This is a genomic window from Vibrio sp. 2132-1, assembly GCF_033344315.1.
The window spans coordinates 1-17,753 of record NZ_JAWPON010000001.1 but is presented as its reverse complement, the minus strand read 5'-3'; the positions used below and the strand labels follow the sequence as shown (position 1 = coordinate 17,753).

At 44.7% G+C, this 17,753-nt stretch carries 15 protein-coding genes and 1 riboswitch; of the genes, 13 read left to right on the top strand and 2 right to left on the bottom strand.

The genetic code is table 11. From position 1 onward, the window contains the following. Positions 1-3: 3 nt before the first annotated feature. On the bottom strand, positions 4-696 hold the full coding sequence (locus R8N47_RS00075; RefSeq protein ID WP_005373624.1) for a response regulator transcription factor: 693 nt from the start codon (positions 694-696) through the stop codon (positions 4-6). A 366-nt stretch (positions 697-1,062) separates the two neighbouring features. Here R8N47_RS00075 and R8N47_RS00070 point away from each other — a divergent pair, with 366 nt between their 5' ends. Next, positions 1,063-2,604, top strand: coding sequence for a hypothetical protein (locus tag R8N47_RS00070; protein ID WP_031777160.1), 1,542 nt, complete (start codon positions 1,063-1,065; stop codon positions 2,602-2,604). A 12-nt stretch (positions 2,605-2,616) separates the two neighbouring features. Then, positions 2,617-3,306, top strand: coding sequence for a hypothetical protein (locus R8N47_RS00065; RefSeq protein ID WP_031778833.1), 690 nt, complete (start codon positions 2,617-2,619; stop codon positions 3,304-3,306). Positions 3,307-3,397: 91 nt separating this feature from the next. Here R8N47_RS00065 and R8N47_RS00060 read toward each other — a convergent pair whose 3' ends face one another. Next, positions 3,398-4,399, bottom strand: a complete 1,002-nt coding sequence (locus R8N47_RS00060; protein ID WP_053304538.1) for an AraC family transcriptional regulator — start codon at positions 4,397-4,399, stop codon at positions 3,398-3,400. A 107-nt stretch (positions 4,400-4,506) separates the two neighbouring features. Here R8N47_RS00060 and R8N47_RS00055 point away from each other — a divergent pair, with 107 nt between their 5' ends. The 11 genes from R8N47_RS00055 to ribB all read left to right on the top strand — a co-directional run bounded on the left by R8N47_RS00055 (position 4,507) and on the right by ribB (position 17,665). Further along, positions 4,507-4,833, top strand: coding sequence for an MFS transporter (locus R8N47_RS00055; protein ID WP_017635162.1), 327 nt, complete (start codon positions 4,507-4,509; stop codon positions 4,831-4,833). Further along, positions 4,833-6,056, top strand: coding sequence for an HlyD family secretion protein (locus R8N47_RS00050; RefSeq protein ID WP_064354863.1), 1,224 nt, complete (start codon positions 4,833-4,835; stop codon positions 6,054-6,056). The genes R8N47_RS00055 and R8N47_RS00050 overlap by 1 nt, the downstream gene beginning before the upstream one ends. Before the next feature lie 101 nt (positions 6,057-6,157). Further along, positions 6,158-7,480, top strand: a complete 1,323-nt coding sequence (locus R8N47_RS00045; RefSeq protein WP_064354864.1) for an ABC1 kinase family protein — start codon at positions 6,158-6,160, stop codon at positions 7,478-7,480. A 112-nt stretch (positions 7,481-7,592) separates the two neighbouring features. Next, positions 7,593-8,939: a magnesium transporter gene (locus R8N47_RS00040; RefSeq protein WP_005373641.1), complete on the top strand. Its 1,347-nt coding sequence runs from the start codon at positions 7,593-7,595 to the stop codon at positions 8,937-8,939. Positions 8,940-9,744: 805 nt separating this feature from the next. Beyond that, positions 9,745-10,983, top strand: coding sequence for a cytosine permease (gene codB, locus R8N47_RS00035; RefSeq protein WP_064354865.1), 1,239 nt, complete (start codon positions 9,745-9,747; stop codon positions 10,981-10,983). Positions 10,984-10,992: 9 nt separating this feature from the next. After that, entirely contained in the window at positions 10,993-12,270 is a 1,278-nt protein-coding gene (locus R8N47_RS00030) for a cytosine deaminase (RefSeq protein WP_064354866.1), read from the top strand. Between the two features lie 248 nt (positions 12,271-12,518). Beyond that, positions 12,519-13,157 carry an HD domain-containing protein gene (locus R8N47_RS00025; RefSeq protein ID WP_017819864.1) on the top strand — a complete coding sequence of 213 codons (639 nt, stop codon included), beginning with the start codon at positions 12,519-12,521 and terminating at the stop codon, positions 13,155-13,157. Next, the gene (locus R8N47_RS00020) at positions 13,158-13,916 is read left to right on the top strand and encodes a helix-turn-helix domain-containing protein (RefSeq protein WP_064354867.1); all 759 of its coding nucleotides are present in this window, start codon (positions 13,158-13,160) and stop codon (positions 13,914-13,916) included. It begins immediately after the preceding gene. A 146-nt stretch (positions 13,917-14,062) separates the two neighbouring features. Further along, positions 14,063-15,916, top strand: coding sequence for an MFS transporter (locus R8N47_RS00015; RefSeq protein WP_025767948.1), 1,854 nt, complete (start codon positions 14,063-14,065; stop codon positions 15,914-15,916). A gap of 116 nt (positions 15,917-16,032) precedes the next feature. Beyond that, entirely contained in the window at positions 16,033-16,650 is a 618-nt protein-coding gene (locus R8N47_RS00010; RefSeq protein WP_064354868.1) for a hypothetical protein, read from the top strand. Positions 16,651-16,754: 104 nt separating this feature from the next. After that, positions 16,755-16,895: riboswitch (FMN riboswitch) on the top strand. Between the two features lie 113 nt (positions 16,896-17,008). After that, positions 17,009-17,665, top strand: a complete 657-nt coding sequence (ribB, locus tag R8N47_RS00005; protein WP_005385579.1) for a 3,4-dihydroxy-2-butanone-4-phosphate synthase — start codon at positions 17,009-17,011, stop codon at positions 17,663-17,665. The last annotated feature ends 88 nt before the right edge of the window (positions 17,666-17,753 follow it).

Genomic DNA, 17,753 nt, shown 5'->3' with positions numbered 1-17,753 from the left:
GCGTCATTTACCTGTCAGCATGTAGCCGTGGTGACGTATGGTTTTAATGGTAGCCGTATGGATATGAGCCTTAGAGAATTTCTTCCTTAGTGAGGATATACGCATATCAATCGAACGATCAGTAATACAGTATTCAATGCCTCGGGCAAGACGGCAACATGATTCACGAGATACTGGCTTATCGACATTCAGCATCAGGAGCTCTAAAATTTCAAACTCAGAACTCGTTAAACCAATATCTTTTTGCAAATAAAATGCTTGGGAGCGACGAAGACAAAGACTAATGCCATATCGGCTCAGCTTTTCTTCTTCAACGATATCAACTTGACGACAATAGCGACGCAACGCTGCTTCAATACGGGCGAGCAAAATATTACCTTTTATCGGTTTGGTAAGGTAATCATCAGCACCGAACTTAAATAAGCTCACCTCGCTCATTTCATCATCGGTCGCAGTCAAAACAATGATAATACCATGATAAAACTTACGCGCCTCTTGGCATATTTCTGCGCCATTTTTTCCTGGTAACATCAAATCTAACAGCACTAGGTCCGGCTTGAGCCCCTTAATCGTTTCTAATGCATTTTGACCGTTATCGATGACAGTTACCGTATATCCTTCGGCTTCGAGGTACATTTTGGTTAATCGAGCAATCTCTGAGTCGTCTTCTACCAGTAAGATTGTATTACCCACCATGAATCATTTACTCCACCAATATGATGGAGGGAGTATATCGCTCGTCCTATACTGCGCAACCTACTTAAATGATAATTTTAATAAAACGCAGGCTTACATACGCTTACAAACCATACATATACGATAATCCTAATCATTCTATACCCCTAAAACCATGCAATAACCTGAGGTTTTATTCATTATCAGAATATAGCTTCACATAGAAAATAAAATTCGGAATAAAAATCCACTATATTTTTAAATATATCGAATAATAGGTCTTACCAAAAAACAATATCAACATATATGACTTAGTTTGCTTATATAGACAGGACTTTATGTTGCTTCTAAGTTTCCTGCTCTAATAAAGTCTACGAGTAACATGAAATGAGATATTCCAAATTAACACCTTTAGCCATATTTTGCGCGATAAGTCTAACTGCTTGTGGCGGCAGTGAATCTAATTCGAAACCATCGACAACGACACCTCCAACACCACCAATGCCAACATTGAGCACTGTCACAATCCCAACTGTCGTTTCTACAGAGTTTCCGGCCAAGTTAAAAGTGGCTGCTGATTCGGGCTTCACCCACTATGTGAAAATCTCCCTTTCCGAAGCAAACAACAACGATACATTTCACATTGTGGCTGTTGATGACGGTGCGAATAATGAAAAAATCTTTCGTGCAGCCAAAATCATCCAACACCTTCTCACAAACCAACCAGACTCTAAGTACGGTGCTGACAAGTCTCGTATCGCTAAGACATTAGCCGAGCGTGATGCCACACTAATGCTGACCGAAAACGACGAACAGAATGATGAGATGTTAACCAAAATCTTTATCAACGAACTGATTCGCCAAGGCAAATTGAACGATGCAGTTACAAGCTCGGGCTTAGCACACTCTTTTGATACTAGTTCTCTAGAAAAGTTTGTTGTAAGCATGATGGTACTTAACGAAGATGATATGGATACACTTGTCACATCTATCGCGTCAACATTAGTAACTAGTAAAGAAACACCAAACTGGCTAAGGAATAGCCAATCTTTAATGTATCGAGAACTGACAGTTGAAGGCGATTGCCATTACATGAGTAATTTTGCCGATTACTGCGCCAATCTTGGTAAAAAAGCCGAACGAGACGCCGCTTTTGAAGAAATTTTACACTTGGTCCAAGCGCAAGGTATTGCACCTAACACGGCGACTGCGGCACTGCAAAATGACATTCAAGCTCATGCGTTAAGCATCTATAACGATATTCAATCGGGCAAACCGACGGTGTGGCGCCCTACTCAGTATGACTGGGACGATTGGAAATCGGACGACTTCGATCCTGAAAGTGTGAAACAAACGGGCCCTTCATATTCTCACGAATATTTTGCTGCCGCTTTTGAAGCTTACATGGGTGTAGCAAAAGCAAACGGACATGGTTTAGATGGCTACCAAGCGTTAACGCGTGAAGAAATGCAAACCCAAGATCCACAAGCCGTTGATTGGATCAGTGGCTTATTCCACGGATACTTGCAATATACCGCGAATATCGACTCTGCGGGCGTCAAGCTCTACACAGAAAAGACAAGTCCAGGCACAGTACCTACCTTCCGTATGGCTCCCAACAAAGACGGTTTGATAGAAGCGTACACCTACAAATCTCAGTGGCTAACAAAAGTGAAGATCATTGGCGGCGACGCGATGAATGTGATCGGTAATGATCAAAACAATACTTTTGAAGGCAACAGCAAAGACAACAGCATTTATGGTGAAGGCGGTATCAACACCTATATCGTGCCACACAAACTGGCGGAATGTACTGTTATCAAAGCAAAGAGCGTTTCTGTTGAGTGCCCGAGTACAGGCACTGACGAGTTGTACGACATTCAGAACATCCAATTCACCGACCAAACCCTAGATGTAACCAAGCTATAAACAATGAAAAACATGAAGAAACTTATTCTATTCGCTCCCTTGCTCCTTGCTGGTTGTGGTGGCCTAGCCGTCATGGATCGTACTGATGCCGTAAAAGCACAACCAGAAATGCTGATCAAAACCGACGGTGATTTTTGGGGATTCGGTGCAGATGGCCATTTTGATTTTGCTGGTAAGTACAAAGGCAAGTATTCACGCAGTGCTTCTAACTCAAGTTGGTTTAACCGTATCTCTTTCAAAGAAGGTTCAATGGGCGCAGAAGTGACTCGTATCGACAGCGGAGAAACTTGGCTTTTGAACTGCACCGGAGGCGGTATGTCGGTTAACTACATGGGCGTCGATTTTGGTGGGAATGATCCTTACACCTGTGACATTACTCAAGATGGTAAAAAAGTCGGTGAGTTTGCGATGGAGCCAAAATCGGCTCTCATCGACATCAGCTTTGAAAAAAAAGAGACAGGCGTAGTGCGTATTGGTAGCACCCACTTTAATGTAGAAACTGTACATACTAGTCCTGACGCCATGATGGCGGTAGACATTCCATTGGGTTATAGCTTTAAGGAGGGCACACAAGAAATTGCCGCAGTGCAGACGAACGGTACCATTGCGGTACAGATGCTCCCTGAACTTAGCGAACAAAAAAAGGATGTAATTGCCATCGGCGCTGTTGCAAGTGCACTAAGTTGGCGCCCTAAAAAATAGCCATTACATAAAACAACAACACACAAAAAAACAAAGCCCTCTACTTTTTTGAGGGCTTTTATTGCTTGTACTCATAGAGATAAGTGGAGCACTACTTCTCTAATCTTCCCGTATACTGCTTGGGCGTTAATCCACGATGTTTCTTAAACATACGATTGAAGCTCGCCACATTGGTGTAACCAAGGCGCGTGGCAATGTCATCAATACTCACGCGCTTACTCAACAAACCAGCTGCAATATTACTCAATACATAGCCAGAAACCGTCGAAAAATTGAGCCCTAATTTATGCAAACGACGTTGAAACTGCTGTTCAGATAAATCAAGCAGAGAAGAAACGCGCTCTAACGTTGGCAATCCATAATGGCTGCTGTAATTCACCACTTCATAAATCACTTTCAACTCATCTTCTGGGTCGGGCATATTAAGCAAATCATCCAAATCGGAAAAACTCATCGCTAGACGGCTGTCTTCTCGATGGCTCACTTGGCGAGAAGCTAGTCGGTCATCTCCCGGGATCCATATCTCTGTTTTTGGCTGACTCCATTCCACCTCGCAGCCGAAATATTCCCGGTATCGCTCAGTATTTTTTCTCGAGCCTGAAACCTTGACACGTAAAGGCTGGTAATCTTTGCCAAGAAATTCGCGTAACACCTTAATCATAAATACCGCACAGCGGATACTATCGTGCACCTTTACTGACGTTTCTATAAACGGGTTGTGGTAAGTCCATTTGATGATTTTACCCGACTGTTCGCCAGCAAAAAACGCCCCTGATTGTAGGTTGCTCACACCATAATTCACTCGCCGAATGGTACTGGCTAAATCATTGCCGGAGAATAACCAGCGTCCCACTGGCCCTAGCTTTTGCAGTTCAATACCTCGGCTGAGACTCAACACCACATCCGGGTCACCACTGGCTTGTTCAACACAACGGTACCATTCCGCAACGGCTTTTAGCGGGATCAGTGTCATTGGGTTGCGAAACACCGATGCTGGGATCCCTAACTCATCCGAGTCCAAATTGTATTTAGATAACGCGAGGTTATGCATGTTTAGAATGCCCATCGCACGAATAAACCGAACCGTTTTCATAACCAATCACATCAAATTTAATCCTATAGTGATTGAATCTGTCACAAAGAAAGCCGCAAATCAAATTCAGATCACAATACGCCAACAGTTTGATAGAGGAGTGTTTAATGAGTTTACTGAGTGTCCCATTTGTCGGTACAGGCGCAGATACGGCGTTACATGTTGTCGCTGCTGTCGTTTTAATCGCGAGTGTCGCGGGCGCGTGTTACGGCTTTTGGAAAATCCATGAATTACCTATCAATAAAGCACACAGCAAAGACCATCATCAGATAGGGCTCATCACTGCGCTGACCTGGATAGGGTTTGTCTGGCACTGGGTTTGGGTGCTAGCCGTGATCTTTGCATTTGTTGATATGGAAAAAGCCATCATCAATCTGCGTGATACATGGAAAAGTAAACCGCAAACAGAAACACAGCCAAAAGAGGAAGCATAATGTTAGAAGGTTTAGCGGTATGGGCACTCTTCATCTATCTGTTGCGTTTGGTTGGCATGCCTTGGAACAAAGCAACCAAATCGTTCGCTTATCTTGGCGGCTTGGGTTGGCTAATGTTCGTCTGGGTAGGTTTGATTAACTTCACCCCGATGGATTTATCCGGCGGTTCTGTCGTGCAGTCACCACACATCCAATTGCGTCCAGATTCAACCAATGTAAAAGGTAAAGTTGACCACATTTACATTGAGCCGAATCAGAAAGTTAAAGAAGGTCAGCTAATTTATGAACTTGACCCAACGCAATACAAAATCGCATTAAATCAAGCGAACGTATCCGCTGATTCTGCTCGCGTTGCATTAGCTACAGCAAAAGGCGACATCGAGATTGAAGAAGCTAATCACGAAGCGCTAGTGCAAGATCTAGAAACATCAAAGAGCCAGTTGGAAGCGGCCAAAGTTGACTACAAATTGCAGAAAAAAATGCTAGATCGTTATGTTGAGCAAAACCGAGTGGTGCAAAACACCATCACGGAAAGCGACATCGACAAACAATCGAGTGCGGTTGATATGGCACGTCACAACGTGTTAACCCTTGAGTCTCAAATTAAGAAGAAACAAGTCGATATTTCCCGTGCAAAACTGGCGATTCATAAAGCCGAGTTAGCGGTTGAAACGAAACAAGCTGAATTGCGTCAAGCGGAAGAGCAAATTGCAAAAGCACAATGGGATTTGAACAGCACCAAAGTGCATGCACCAACAGATGGCTTTGTCACCAACTTTATCCTGCGTGAAGGTCAGCGTGTATCGATGATGCCGCGTATCAACATGTACACTAACGAGAAGTACGTGCTGATGCGAGTCAACCACCAGGCGATTCGTAACATCAAACCGGGTCAGCCAGCGGAATTCTCTTCGTCCGTTTATCCAGGTAAGATCTTCTCAGCGACCGTCGAAGGCATTGTTGAAGCAACAGGTGAGTCACAAGGTAATCTACTGGGTTTCGATGATTCTGTTCGCGTGACAACCGGCAAGAACTTACAAAACAAACATCACTTTGTTCGTCTTAAGATTGATGAGCCAGAAGGCTACGACATCCCTGTTGGCTCTGTTGGCCTGGCATGGGTCAGCGGTGAAAAACCGATAGGCTTCATGGCCTTCTTAGATGTGATTCGCGGGATCATCATCCGAATGAAGTCTCAACTGTACTTCTTCTACTCTATCTAAACTCGCAAACCGCCAGTTACGCTGGCGGTTTTCTTTTCATTTGTATCCAAACATATCCTTTTCCCGTATAACAATTAGTTAGTAAATAGCGGAGAAGATTCATGTCGGTAAAGGAAAGAAGCCTACCTACCCATCGCATCTCAAGATTCAGCAAGTTCGCTTCACTTGCTACCCGTGTCGCAGGCAATGTGATTGCAGAAGGCACGAAGCAGATAGCCAAAGGCAACAAACCAAAAGCGAAAGACCTCTTGCTGACGCCACAGAACATCGCGCGTTTAACCGACCAACTTGCTCACCTACGTGGCGCTGCAATGAAGCTTGGACAAATGCTATCAATGGATGCTGGTGATGTTTTAGAACCTGAACTCGCCGATATTCTTTCCCGTCTTCGTTCCAACGCAGACCCAATGCCTGCAAAACAACTCAACGCAGTAATGGAAAGTTCGCTAGGAACGAATTGGAAAGCTGAGTTTCTGTCATTTAACTTCAAACCAATCGCCAGTGCATCAATAGGACAAGTGCACCAAGCTTACAGCGATGCGGGCGATAACCTAGCCGTCAAAGTGCAATATCCGGGCATACGGAAAAGTATCGATAGCGACGTCGATAATGTCGGTACACTGCTCAAGGTCGTTGGGTTGATTCCCGAGTCTGTCGACTACAAAGGATTGCTCGAAGAAGCGAAAAAGCAGCTACATGACGAGGCCGATTACGCACGAGAGGCACAATTTGCCATTCGTTATCATGACGCTTTGAAGGAGCACCCTCATTTTGTGGTGCCCAAGATTCATACTGAAAGTTGCTCAGACTCCGTTCTCGCGATGGAATTCATTGATGGCAGCCCGATTGAGAAAATCGAACATTATGATCAGAGTACGCGAGATTTTGTCATGCACAGCCTACTCGAATTACTGTTTCGAGAGCTGTTCGAATTTAAGATGGTACAAACCGATCCAAATTTCGCCAACTACTTATATATCGAAAACACTCGTCAAATCGGCTTGCTAGATTTCGGGGCCACTCGCGAGTACAGCGAGCGGTTCAGCACTGGTTATCGCCAAGCTTTCGCATCTGTCGTTAACAATGACGAACAAGGCTTGAATGATGCGCTTGAACAAATAGGCTTCTTCAGCCAAACCATCCTTCCAGACCAACGCCAAGCGATTCTCGATCTAGTGAAAATGGCATGTGAACCTATGTTGGTCGATGAGCCCTATGATTTCAAAGCCAGCGGCTTAGCACAAAAGCTTCGCGAGGCTGGCACCATTCTAAGCATGGAGCAAGAATACTGGCATACTCCACCAGCAGATGCCCTATTTTTACACAGAAAAATCGGCGGAATGTACTTGCTGGCAGCCCGTATTGGCGCAAAAGTGAACATTCGCCAATTGGTACAGCCATATCTCACCATCAACAGCGAATAGCCTATTGTTTTTCTGTTACTTTCAAGTACCTTGAGCAAGGTTAAGATGCATAGTTGTGCATCTCAATAACATGCCATACTTCCATAAAACGAATTAACTATCGGGGTACTCGGTGAGCAAGTTTCAAGATCTCTCCACTCTAATCCAGCAAATTGGCCAAGCCGAAGAAGCGGATCAAGTCGCAACGCTCAATGAATCTATTGAAGCGGGCCTCGAGCCCGGCGCGGTTGCCCTGATTCTAGAAGCCTTTCCAATCGACGATCGTGTTCGCTTATGGCGAGCTTTACCACTAGAGCTACATATCGACGTGTTAACGGAAATGCGTGCGGACGTACGTTTCTCTATCATCAACGCGTTATCTGAAGTCGAGCTAAAACTCACTCTCGCTAAACTCGACAACTTATCGCTCATCGAATGGGCCGATTCGTTGCCAGAGTCGATCATCAACGAAGCACTCTCGTTGATAGAAAAAGATGAGTTGGAACTTTACGATCAAGCAAACGAGTATGCTGATGAAGAACTCGGCCACTGGGCTGAACGTAAGATCATCACTCTGCCCTTCAACATTACGATTGGGACAGCTAAGCAGTTAATGGAGCGCTATAGCTACGACACGCCTCAACAGGTGTATCTGATTAATCGTAATAAACAGTATCGTGGAACGGTCAACTACTTCGATATCTTGCGTGGTGACCCCGATACTCGCTTAAAAACACTCGTTATTGAGGCTGTGACGGTTCTAGACAGTAAAATGATGCTTCCTGAAGCGGTAGAGGCATTAGAACACAGCACACTGCCCGCTCTCCCTGTAACTGATGCAGACCAAACACTGATCGGTGAAGTCGATTGGCAGTTTGCATTGAGTACACAGCGTGAAATCTACGAAGCACGTTTGATGGCCGGTACAGGTATGGATGAAGGCGATGACTTGTTTGCGCCAGTATTAAAAAGCTCGCAAAAGCGCGGTGTTTGGTTAGGCATCAATTTGCTTACTGCGATTTTGGCGTCTGTCACTATCGGACTATTTGAAGATGTAATTGCGCAGGTGGTGGCTTTGGCGGTGCTCATGCCAATTGTTGCATCCATGGGGGGCATTGCTGGCAGCCAAACGCTCACTCTAATGATTCGTGCGATGGCGCTTAATCAGATCACCCCAGGTAACCGTTTCAAGCTATTGAAAAATGAGTTGGGTATTGGCTCTCTGAACGGCATTGCTTGGGCGTTAATCATCGGCGGGCTCGCCGGATTGTGGTTTCAATCTCCGGTTCTAGGTGGGACCATCGCGCTGGCCATTATCGTCAATATTATTACCGCAGCTTTATTTGGTGTGCTGATTCCCATCATTCTGGATAAGTTTAAATTGGACCCCGCTTTGGCTGGCTCGGTGATTCTAACAACAGTGACAGATGTAGTTGGTTTTTTCGCCTTTTTAGGAACGGCGAGTTTAGTCATGCTTTAAAAGGTTCATTGTTTATTAATCAATCATTAGCATAATAGAGTCAAGTTGCATAACGCAGTTGCAAATTGCAAACACACTCAAACTTTAAGCAACGCATGTCACAGAAACTACGTATTTTAGGGCATATTAAAGTTGGCACAGTAACTGCATTATATAAATCGACCCTTCTTAAGCCGAGGGTCACCTAGCCAACTGACGTTGTTAGTGAACTTGATTTTGTTCACATGTATATAAGCCAATCGCACTCTTTGCGGTTGGCTATTTTTTTATGTGGCTATTGCCCTCTTATCCTCTGACCGAGCTCGGTTGTACTTTTCTTACCCACAACAGATTGTTTACTGTTTATAAAATTCAAATATTCGCCCACTAAACCATTAGAAATGCCAGCTTCAACAAAAATAAATCACCTACATAAAATAAAACCAAGAAAACACACCCAAGAAAAGAACAAATAACGTCCAAACCAAAAACCTCATCATGAAATCGTTTTCTTTTCATAGAAATCGACTGAACAATCCAGAGTTATAGATAAATTTAATCCATAAAAACAAATAGCAATTCAAAACATTCATTTCACATAGAAAACCTGTCTATAAATCATAGAAAATACGTAAAATCAAAATTTCCACCTTTAGAATTTAAAAATCAAACCATTGTTATTAAAAGAAAAAATACACATCAAAAACAAAGCAAACGTTTAAATTGCAATTTTATCATTGACTATTAAATTTACATCACGATAATACGCGCCGTTTGCCTGAAAATCAGGTGCTATAATTTAATATTTCAATGTGCGGAGGTAATAATGGCTGGAGACAATAACTACAGTCTTGGACCAGTTCCTAACACGGCCAGAAAAGGCGTGGCGTCACTTACAATGGTGATGTTAGGACTCACTTTTTTCTCCGCAAGTATGTGGACTGGGGGTTCTCTCGGTACTGGGCTCTCCTTTAATGATTTTTTCCTCGCTGTTCTCATCGGTAACCTAATCCTCGGTATTTACACTTCTTTCCTCGGTTACATCGGCGCTTCTACTGGTCTCTCTACTCACCTTCTTGCTCGTTTCTCTTTTGGTTCTAAAGGCTCTTGGCTTCCTTCTGCTCTTCTTGGCGGTACTCAAGTTGGGTGGTTTGGAGTTGGTGTCGCGATGTTTGCGATTCCGGTGCACAAAGCAACGGGCATCGATACCAATACTTTGATCCTCGTCTCCGGTTTGCTCATGACCGCGACCGTTTACTTTGGCATCTCCGCACTGATGGTGTTGTCAGCAATTGCCGTTCCTGCCATTGCGCTACTTGGCGGCTACTCTGTCATCGAGGCAGTAAATAGTGTTGGCGGTATAAGCGAACTACAACAGGTTCAACCAACCGAGCCACTCGATTTTTCAATAGCTCTCGCGATGGTTGTCGGCTCTTTTGTCAGTGCTGGTACATTAACGGCGGATTTCGTACGCTTTGGTAAAAAGCCGCGCAGCGCCGTGATGATCACCATGGTGGCATTTTTCATCGGTAACTCGTTAATGTTTATCTTTGGCGCGGCAGGTGCGTCGGTGACGGGTCAATCAGACATCTCTGAAGTGATGATCGCGCAAGGTCTTCTTATTCCAGCTATCATCGTTCTTGGCTTGAACATCTGGACGACCAACGACAACGCGCTCTACGCATCGGGTCTTGGATTTTCCAACATCACAGGCTTACCAAGTAAATACATCTCAATGGCGAACGGTCTTGTTGGCACACTTTGCGCTCTCTGGCTCTACAATAACTTTGTTGGCTGGCTGACCTTCTTATCTTTGGCAATTCCACCGATTGGCGGTGTGATCATCGCTGACTTCTTCACGAACCGTAAACGCTACGCAAACTTTGAAGCCGCCCAATTCCAAAACGTTAACTGGGCTGGCATTATCGCTGTCGTGATTGGCGTTGGTGCGGGACACTTCCTGCCTGGCGTAGTGCCGATTAACGCTGTACTTGGCGGCGCAATTAGCTTCCTGATTCTTAATCCTGTTCTCAACAAAAAAGCACTGGCTACACAGCCAGCGTAAGGAACCATCATGACAACACTACTGATCAAAAACGTAACGCTAAAAGGACAAGAAGGTCTGCAGCAAATTTTGATTGAAGATGGTCAATTCAAGCGCATTGAAAGCAACGATGTGGAGCTTAGTCATAACGGTGACATCATCGATGCTGAAGGCGGTATGGCGATTGCGCCTTTCTGCGAGCCACACATTCACTTAGATACAACTCAAACCGCAGGTGAGCCAAGCTGGAACATTTCTGGCACATTGTTTGAGGGTATTGAACGTTGGGCTGAGCGCAAAGAAATGCTGTCGATTGAAGACGTGAAAGCGCGCGCAAAACAAACCTTAAAATGGCAGATAGCAAACGGCGTACAACACGTTCGTACCCACGTCGATGTTTCAGACCCTACCCTAATTGCCCTAAAAGCGATGGTAGAAGTGCGTGAAGAGATGAAAGAATGGGTAGATATCCAAATCGTCGCCTTCCCGCAGGAAGGAATTCTCTCTTACCCAAATGGCAAAGAGCTGCTAGAAGAAGCCGTCAAATTAGGTGCGGACGTGATTGGCGCGATTCCACACTTTGAATTCACACGCGAATATGGCATTGAATCGCTGCACTACGTATTCGAGTTAGCGAAAAAATACGACCGCCTGATCGACGTGCATTGTGATGAAATCGATGACGAACAATCTCGGTTCGTTGAAACACTGGCAGCATTAGCGCACAAGTTTGATATGGGGAATAAAGTCACGGCCAGTCACACCACAGCGATGGGTTCCTACAACGGTGCATACGCATCTCGCCTGTTCCGTTTATTACGCATGTCCGGTATCAACTTCGTGGCAAATCCATTGGTGAACATTCACTTACAAGGACGTTTTGATGATTACCCAAAACGTCGCGGCGTAACACGAGTGAAAGAGATGCTGAATGCCAACATCAACGTCTGCTTTGGACACGATGATGTATTTGACCCTTGGTACCCACTAGGCACTGCAAACATGCTGCAAGTACTGCATATGGGTCTGCACGTGTGTCAGGTGATGGGTTACGACCAAATCAACAACTCACTGGATCTGATCAGCACCAATTCAGCACGTACACTGAACATTCAAGATAAGCACGGCATTGAAGAAGGCAAACCAGGTAGTTTACTGATTCTTCCCGCAGAAAATGGTTTTGACGCAGTACGTCGCCAAGTGCCGGTTCGCTACTCTGTTCGTCACGGTAAAGTGATTGCAGAAACACAGCCTGCAACAACTCATATTCATCTTGAACAAGCAGAGCAAGTAACGTTCAAACGCTAAAAAGATCGGCGAAACTAAAAAGGCCTGACGACATCGTCAGACCTTTTTTCTACTGGTAAACATCACTGCTCGCTCTGTCTATTCTTGTCTCATAAACCACTGAACACATTGAAAGGCCATATAAAACGGCTCAGTACCAAACGTTGCACAAGGTTCTGGTGGCTGAATCTCAATTACACCATCGCACTTGGAAATTATTCTAAGCGTTGGGCATACTTCTGACTTCATTTTAGTTGTAGATATGAACCATGACGTCATTAAGCCAGATAGAACCGCAATTTTTGGAATTTATGCAGCAAGAGATGCAAGTAGATGCAGCTCATGATCTTAAACACGTAAAACGCGTGGTCAAAACAGCGAAACAGCTCTGCAAAGAAGAAAATGCAGACATCGCGATTGTATTACCGGCTGCCTATTTGCATGATTGCTTTACTTACCCGAAAGATCACCCAAATCGCAAAGAGAGCTCAATCATCGCAGCCAAAAAAGCGGTCGCATTTTTAGAGAGTATCGATTATCCGCAGCAATATCATGATGCCATTGCTCATGCGATAGAGGCACACAGCTTTAGCGCAAACATCAGGCCAAATACGTTAGAAGCCAAAATCGTCCAAGATGCCGACCGTCTGGACGCTTTAGGCGCAATTGGCGTGACGCGATGCATTCAAGTCAGCACTCAATTTAACGCGCAACTTTACAACGACAGCGATATATTTGCCGAAGAACGTGAACTTAACGATAAACAATTCACTCTGGATCACTTTCAGACCAAGTTATTCAAAATCGCTGAAACTATGAACACAGAGTCAGCAAGACGCGAAGCGCAAAAACGCAAAACCTTTATGCAAACGTACCTAGAGCAGTTACACGACGAGGTAACAGCGTAAATGTCAGAAAGCTATACGTTAATTAAAGAGCTTAAACGCCAACTAAAGTTAGCTGGGCTGCATTATGCGGATGTTGCACAACACCTTGATTTAAGTGAAGGAAGCGTCAAACGTTTACTCGCTGAAGGTCAACACATTAGTCTTGAACGCTTAGAACGCATTTGCCAATTGATTGGTTTAGAAATGGCGGAACTGTTTAAGCTCGCGGCTGCGCACAATAAAGGTCTAGAGTCGCTAACGTTAGAGCAAGAAAAGCAGTTGGTTGATGATAAAGCCCTGCTACTCGTGGCAATCTGTGTTGTAAATGGCTATCAGTTTGAGCAAATCGTTCAGCAATACACCTTCAATGAGTTGGAACTGGTGCAAAAGCTTGCTCATTTGGATCGTCTGAACATCATCGACTTACAGCCAAATAACAAAATTCGTTTGCGTATATCTCCGACATTTAAGTGGCAGATGGGCGGCCCTATTCAACGGTTCTTCCAACAGCAAGTTCAAGACGCCTTTTTCCAAAGCTACTTTTCTGGTGAAGATGAAAAGTTCTCCATGGCAACAGGACTGATCAGTGTACCAAGCAACAAGAAGCTACAACAGAAACTGCAAAAGGTCATCGATGAGTTTTATCAGGCTTGCCAAAATGATAGCTCTCTCGATATGGACGAAAAGCACGGCACCTCTCTGATTATTGCGATGCGTCGTTGGACGTTCCCTTTGTTTGAACCATGGGAAAGAAAACCTGCTCAGAAGTCTCGGAATTAGTAACTCAATAAACGAATGGAAATGAAAGTAACGAATTTCGTTACTTTTGGTGGCATACAACGTCACTTGAAAGAGAAAGCTGGTTTAATCGTTCATTGAGCATAAAGTGCTCCCATCTCATTCGACTTTGTTTAATCAGGGCCCGTATGTTTTTCTCAAAACGCTTTTTTCCTTACTTTGTGACGCAATGCCTTGGCGCACTCAATGACAACATCTACAAAAACGTTCTGTTATTGATGGTGACATACAGCCAAATTGATAACCTACCAATATCCGTCAATCTATTCGTTAATTTGGCGGCAGGCTTATTCATCCTACCTTTCTTTCTATTCTCAGCGCATGCTGGTGCCGTCGCTGACAGCATGGACAAAGCCAAATTAATCCGACGTCTAAAGCTCATCGAGCTGGCTATCATGTCTTGCGCAGCAACCGCTATTGCCACCCAAAGTGCCATGCTGATGCTGGTTCTGCTGTTTATGACAGGCACTCAATCGGCCTATTTTGGTCCCGTGAAATACGCCTTGTTACCACAAGCGCTCAAACCAAATGAGCTTGTTAAAGGAAATGCTTGGGTTGAAATGGGCACGTTTCTTTCGATTCTTATAGGTACGCTTAGCGCAGGCCTGCTGCTAGCCATTCCTAATGGTACCTTGATTGCTTCTTGTACCGTGATTGCCTTGTCTTTGCTTGGGTTCATGAGCAGCGTGAATATTCCAACGATGCCTAGCCAATCGAATGACAAAGCGAAATTTGAACCGATTTCTGGTTTAAAGAACACGTTAAAAGTGGCAAAAAAACAGAGAGGCATCTGGATGTCTATTCTTGCCATCAGTTGGTTCTGGTTCATGGGTGCGACTTACCTAACTCAATTCCCTAACTTCGCACGCGAACATTTGTTCGCAGATAGCACTGTCGTTTCTTTACTGTTGGCATTGTTTTCGATTGGTATCGCGACAGGCTCTTGGTTGTGTGAAAAACTTTCTTTCAACCACGTTGAGCTTGGTATTTTGCCATTCGGTATCCTTGGTCTGACAGTCTTTGGCGTCGACTTGCTATGGGCAGTCCCAAGTTATCCATCACTTCCGGTGCACTTTTATGATGTGCAAAGCTTCGTTGCTGAATCAAAACATCTGCGCGTCATGATTGACCTGTTCCTTGTTGGTGTAAGCGGCGGTGTCTTTATTGTTCCTCTTTATGCGTTCATCCAATCGCGTTCAAACAAAAGGGAGTGTGCACGTGCCATTGCTGCTAACAACATCATGAATGCGTTGTTTATGGTGGTGTCTGCTTTGGTTTCGATCGTTGTACTCAGCGTACTAGAGCTTTCTATTGTGGAACTGTTTGCCATGATGGCAATAGGTAACTTTTTCGTGGCGATCTATGTATATCGCCAAGTACCGGAATTTACACAACGCTTTATCAGTTATTTACTCAGCCATTGTATGTATCGTGTGTCCGTAAAGGGGCGCCAACATATTCCTGAACAAGGTGCTGCGTTAATCGTGGCTAACCATGTTAGCTATGTCGATGCATTGATTTTGATGGGAACCTCTACTCGCCCGGTTCGTTTTGTGATGGACAAGTCCATCAGCGAGCTACCTGTTCTTAAATATGTATTCCGTCATGCCGGTGTTATCCCGATCTGTTCTCCACGTAAGTGTGCCGACACTTACCGACGAGCATTTGAACAGATTGAACAAGCACTTAACGACGGTGAGGTTGTCTGTATCTTCCCTGAGGGTCGTTTAACGTCTAACGGTCAATTGGGTGAGTTTCGCCCTGGTGTGGAAAAAATCCTTGAACGTAACCCTGTTCCTGTCATCCCTATGGCGTTAAAAGGGCTTTGGGGTTCTTTTTTCAGCCACAAAGGCGGACATGCTCTCACAAAACGACCGACTCGTTTTTGGTCAAAAGTGGATGTTGTAATCGGTGAAGTGTTAAGTCCTGCGTCTTTAAATCGTCATCAATTGCAACAACAAGTACAGGATTTACTGGGCTGAGTCGCTTGCTACAGCAGTCAAACTTTGCAGCAAAACGTAAATATGCACCACAAAGCACAAGTAGTTTCTTGTCAATTAGAGTAGGATATTACGACGTCATAAATCTAGGAGGTATTATGAAAATCATCATCTTACATGGTCTTTATATGCATGGGCTGGTCATGCAGCCTCTTAGCCAAAAGCTGAGAAAACTCGGATACGAAACGCAAGTACTCAGCTATAACACTGTTGCTATCGATGAGTCTTCACTGTTTGATTCTATTGATCATTCGCTTAATCCACTGACCACAAACGTCCTCGTGGGACACAGCTTGGGAGGCTTGATGATTAAGCGCTATCTCGCCAACAGAAAACCGAGCACTAACTTAATCTCTCATGTTGTCGCTATCGGTTCGCCTCTGAAAGGCGCGTCCATTGTAGGTCGAATTCAAGATCTCGGATTGGGTGCAATTTTAGGCAATTCGCCACACCACGGATTAAACAAACATGATGACGCTTGGGATTTCCCTCAAAAACTCGGCAGTATCGCAGGAACGATGCCGATTGGCGCTCGCCCATTGTTGATCCGTAATGACAACACCATGTCGGACGGTACGGTTACCGTAGAAGAGACAAGACTGGACGGTATGCAAGATCATATCGAAGTGAAGCAAACGCATACGAGCCTGATTTACAACACCTTCGTGCCGCAGCAGATTGATCACTTTATTCACACAGATTATTTCCGTCGATAGCACACTTTTCCATCATACAGATGGAATCGACTTTCCAAGCTATTCAGTTCGCAGTACTATCCTAGCTCCACTTCTTCACAACTTGGATGAAGTGGTACATTTTTAATTGTTCTCAGGGCGGGGCGAAATTCCCCACCGGCGGTATACTTTTTCAAGTGAGCCCGCGAGCGCTCGATTCGTCGAGGTCAGCAGATCTGGTGAGATGCCAGAGCCGACGGTTATAGTCCGGATGAAAGAGAATAAGAATACACCAGCATAGCGAGTCAGATTGCTAAGAATGCTGGTGCACTTCTTTTTGATCGTATTTTACGGCGATCTCTCATACCGCCCTGATTCTGGTGAAATTTAGGAGTTAACCATGAATCAGTCATCACTACTTGCCGAATTCGGCGACCCAATTACTCGCGTTGAAAACGCACTTATCGCTTTAAAAGAAGGCCGTGGCGTACTGCTTCTTGATGATGAAGATCGCGAAAACGAAGGCGATATCATTTATTCAGTCGAGCACCTCACTAACGAGCAAATGGCATTGATGATCCGCGAATGTAGCGGCATCGTTTGTTTGTGCTTAACAGATGTTCAAGCAGACAAACTGGAACTGCCTCCAATGGTGGTAAACAACAACAGCGCAAACCAAACCGCATTTACGGTTTCTATTGAAGCGAAAGTTGGTGTAACAACGGGTGTTTCAGCAGCAGACCGCGTAACGACCATTAAAACGGCGGCAAACCCGCACGCAAAACCGGAAGATCTTGCTCGCCCGGGTCACGTATTCCCTCTGCGCGCACGTCCAGGTGGTGTAATGACTCGCCGTGGTCACACAGAAGGTACGATTGATCTGATGCAAATGGCAGGGCTTCAACCCGCTGGCGTACTGTGTGAAGTGACCAATCCAGATGGCACGATGGCAAAGGCACCGGAGATCGTAGCATTCGGTCGCCTCCACAACATGCCGGTACTGACGATTGAAGATATGGTAATGTACCTGAACCAGTTCGAGTTGAAACTGGCATAGTCAGATCTCAGTGACCCGTCCTGATATGGGTTGACACTTTTTAACTAAAACGCTCGATGTACTTCATCGGGCGTTTTGTATTTTAAAG

What these genes read in the sequence shown, in the direction of transcription:
- R8N47_RS00075 (WP_005373624.1), bottom strand. Translation starts at nt 696, where the DNA reads ATGGTGGGTAATACAATCTTACTGGTAGAAGACGACTCAGAGATTGCT.
- R8N47_RS00070 (WP_031777160.1), top strand. Translation starts at nt 1,063, where the DNA reads ATGAGATATTCCAAATTAACACCTTTAGCCATATTTTGCGCGATAAGT.
- R8N47_RS00065 (WP_031778833.1), top strand. Translation starts at nt 2,617, where the DNA reads ATGAAGAAACTTATTCTATTCGCTCCCTTGCTCCTTGCTGGTTGTGGT.
- R8N47_RS00060 (WP_053304538.1), bottom strand. Translation starts at nt 4,399, where the DNA reads ATGAAAACGGTTCGGTTTATTCGTGCGATGGGCATTCTAAACATGCAT.
- R8N47_RS00055 (WP_017635162.1), top strand. Translation starts at nt 4,507, where the DNA reads ATGAGTTTACTGAGTGTCCCATTTGTCGGTACAGGCGCAGATACGGCG.
- R8N47_RS00050 (WP_064354863.1), top strand. Translation starts at nt 4,833, where the DNA reads ATGTTAGAAGGTTTAGCGGTATGGGCACTCTTCATCTATCTGTTGCGT.
- R8N47_RS00045 (WP_064354864.1), top strand. Translation starts at nt 6,158, where the DNA reads ATGTCGGTAAAGGAAAGAAGCCTACCTACCCATCGCATCTCAAGATTC.
- codB (WP_064354865.1), top strand. Translation starts at nt 9,745, where the DNA reads ATGGCTGGAGACAATAACTACAGTCTTGGACCAGTTCCTAACACGGCC.
- R8N47_RS00030 (WP_064354866.1), top strand. Translation starts at nt 10,993, where the DNA reads ATGACAACACTACTGATCAAAAACGTAACGCTAAAAGGACAAGAAGGT.
- R8N47_RS00025 (WP_017819864.1), top strand. Translation starts at nt 12,519, where the DNA reads ATGACGTCATTAAGCCAGATAGAACCGCAATTTTTGGAATTTATGCAG.
- R8N47_RS00020 (WP_064354867.1), top strand. Translation starts at nt 13,158, where the DNA reads ATGTCAGAAAGCTATACGTTAATTAAAGAGCTTAAACGCCAACTAAAG.
- R8N47_RS00015 (WP_025767948.1), top strand. Translation starts at nt 14,063, where the DNA reads ATGTTTTTCTCAAAACGCTTTTTTCCTTACTTTGTGACGCAATGCCTT.
- R8N47_RS00010 (WP_064354868.1), top strand. Translation starts at nt 16,033, where the DNA reads ATGAAAATCATCATCTTACATGGTCTTTATATGCATGGGCTGGTCATG.
- ribB (WP_005385579.1), top strand. Translation starts at nt 17,009, where the DNA reads ATGAATCAGTCATCACTACTTGCCGAATTCGGCGACCCAATTACTCGC.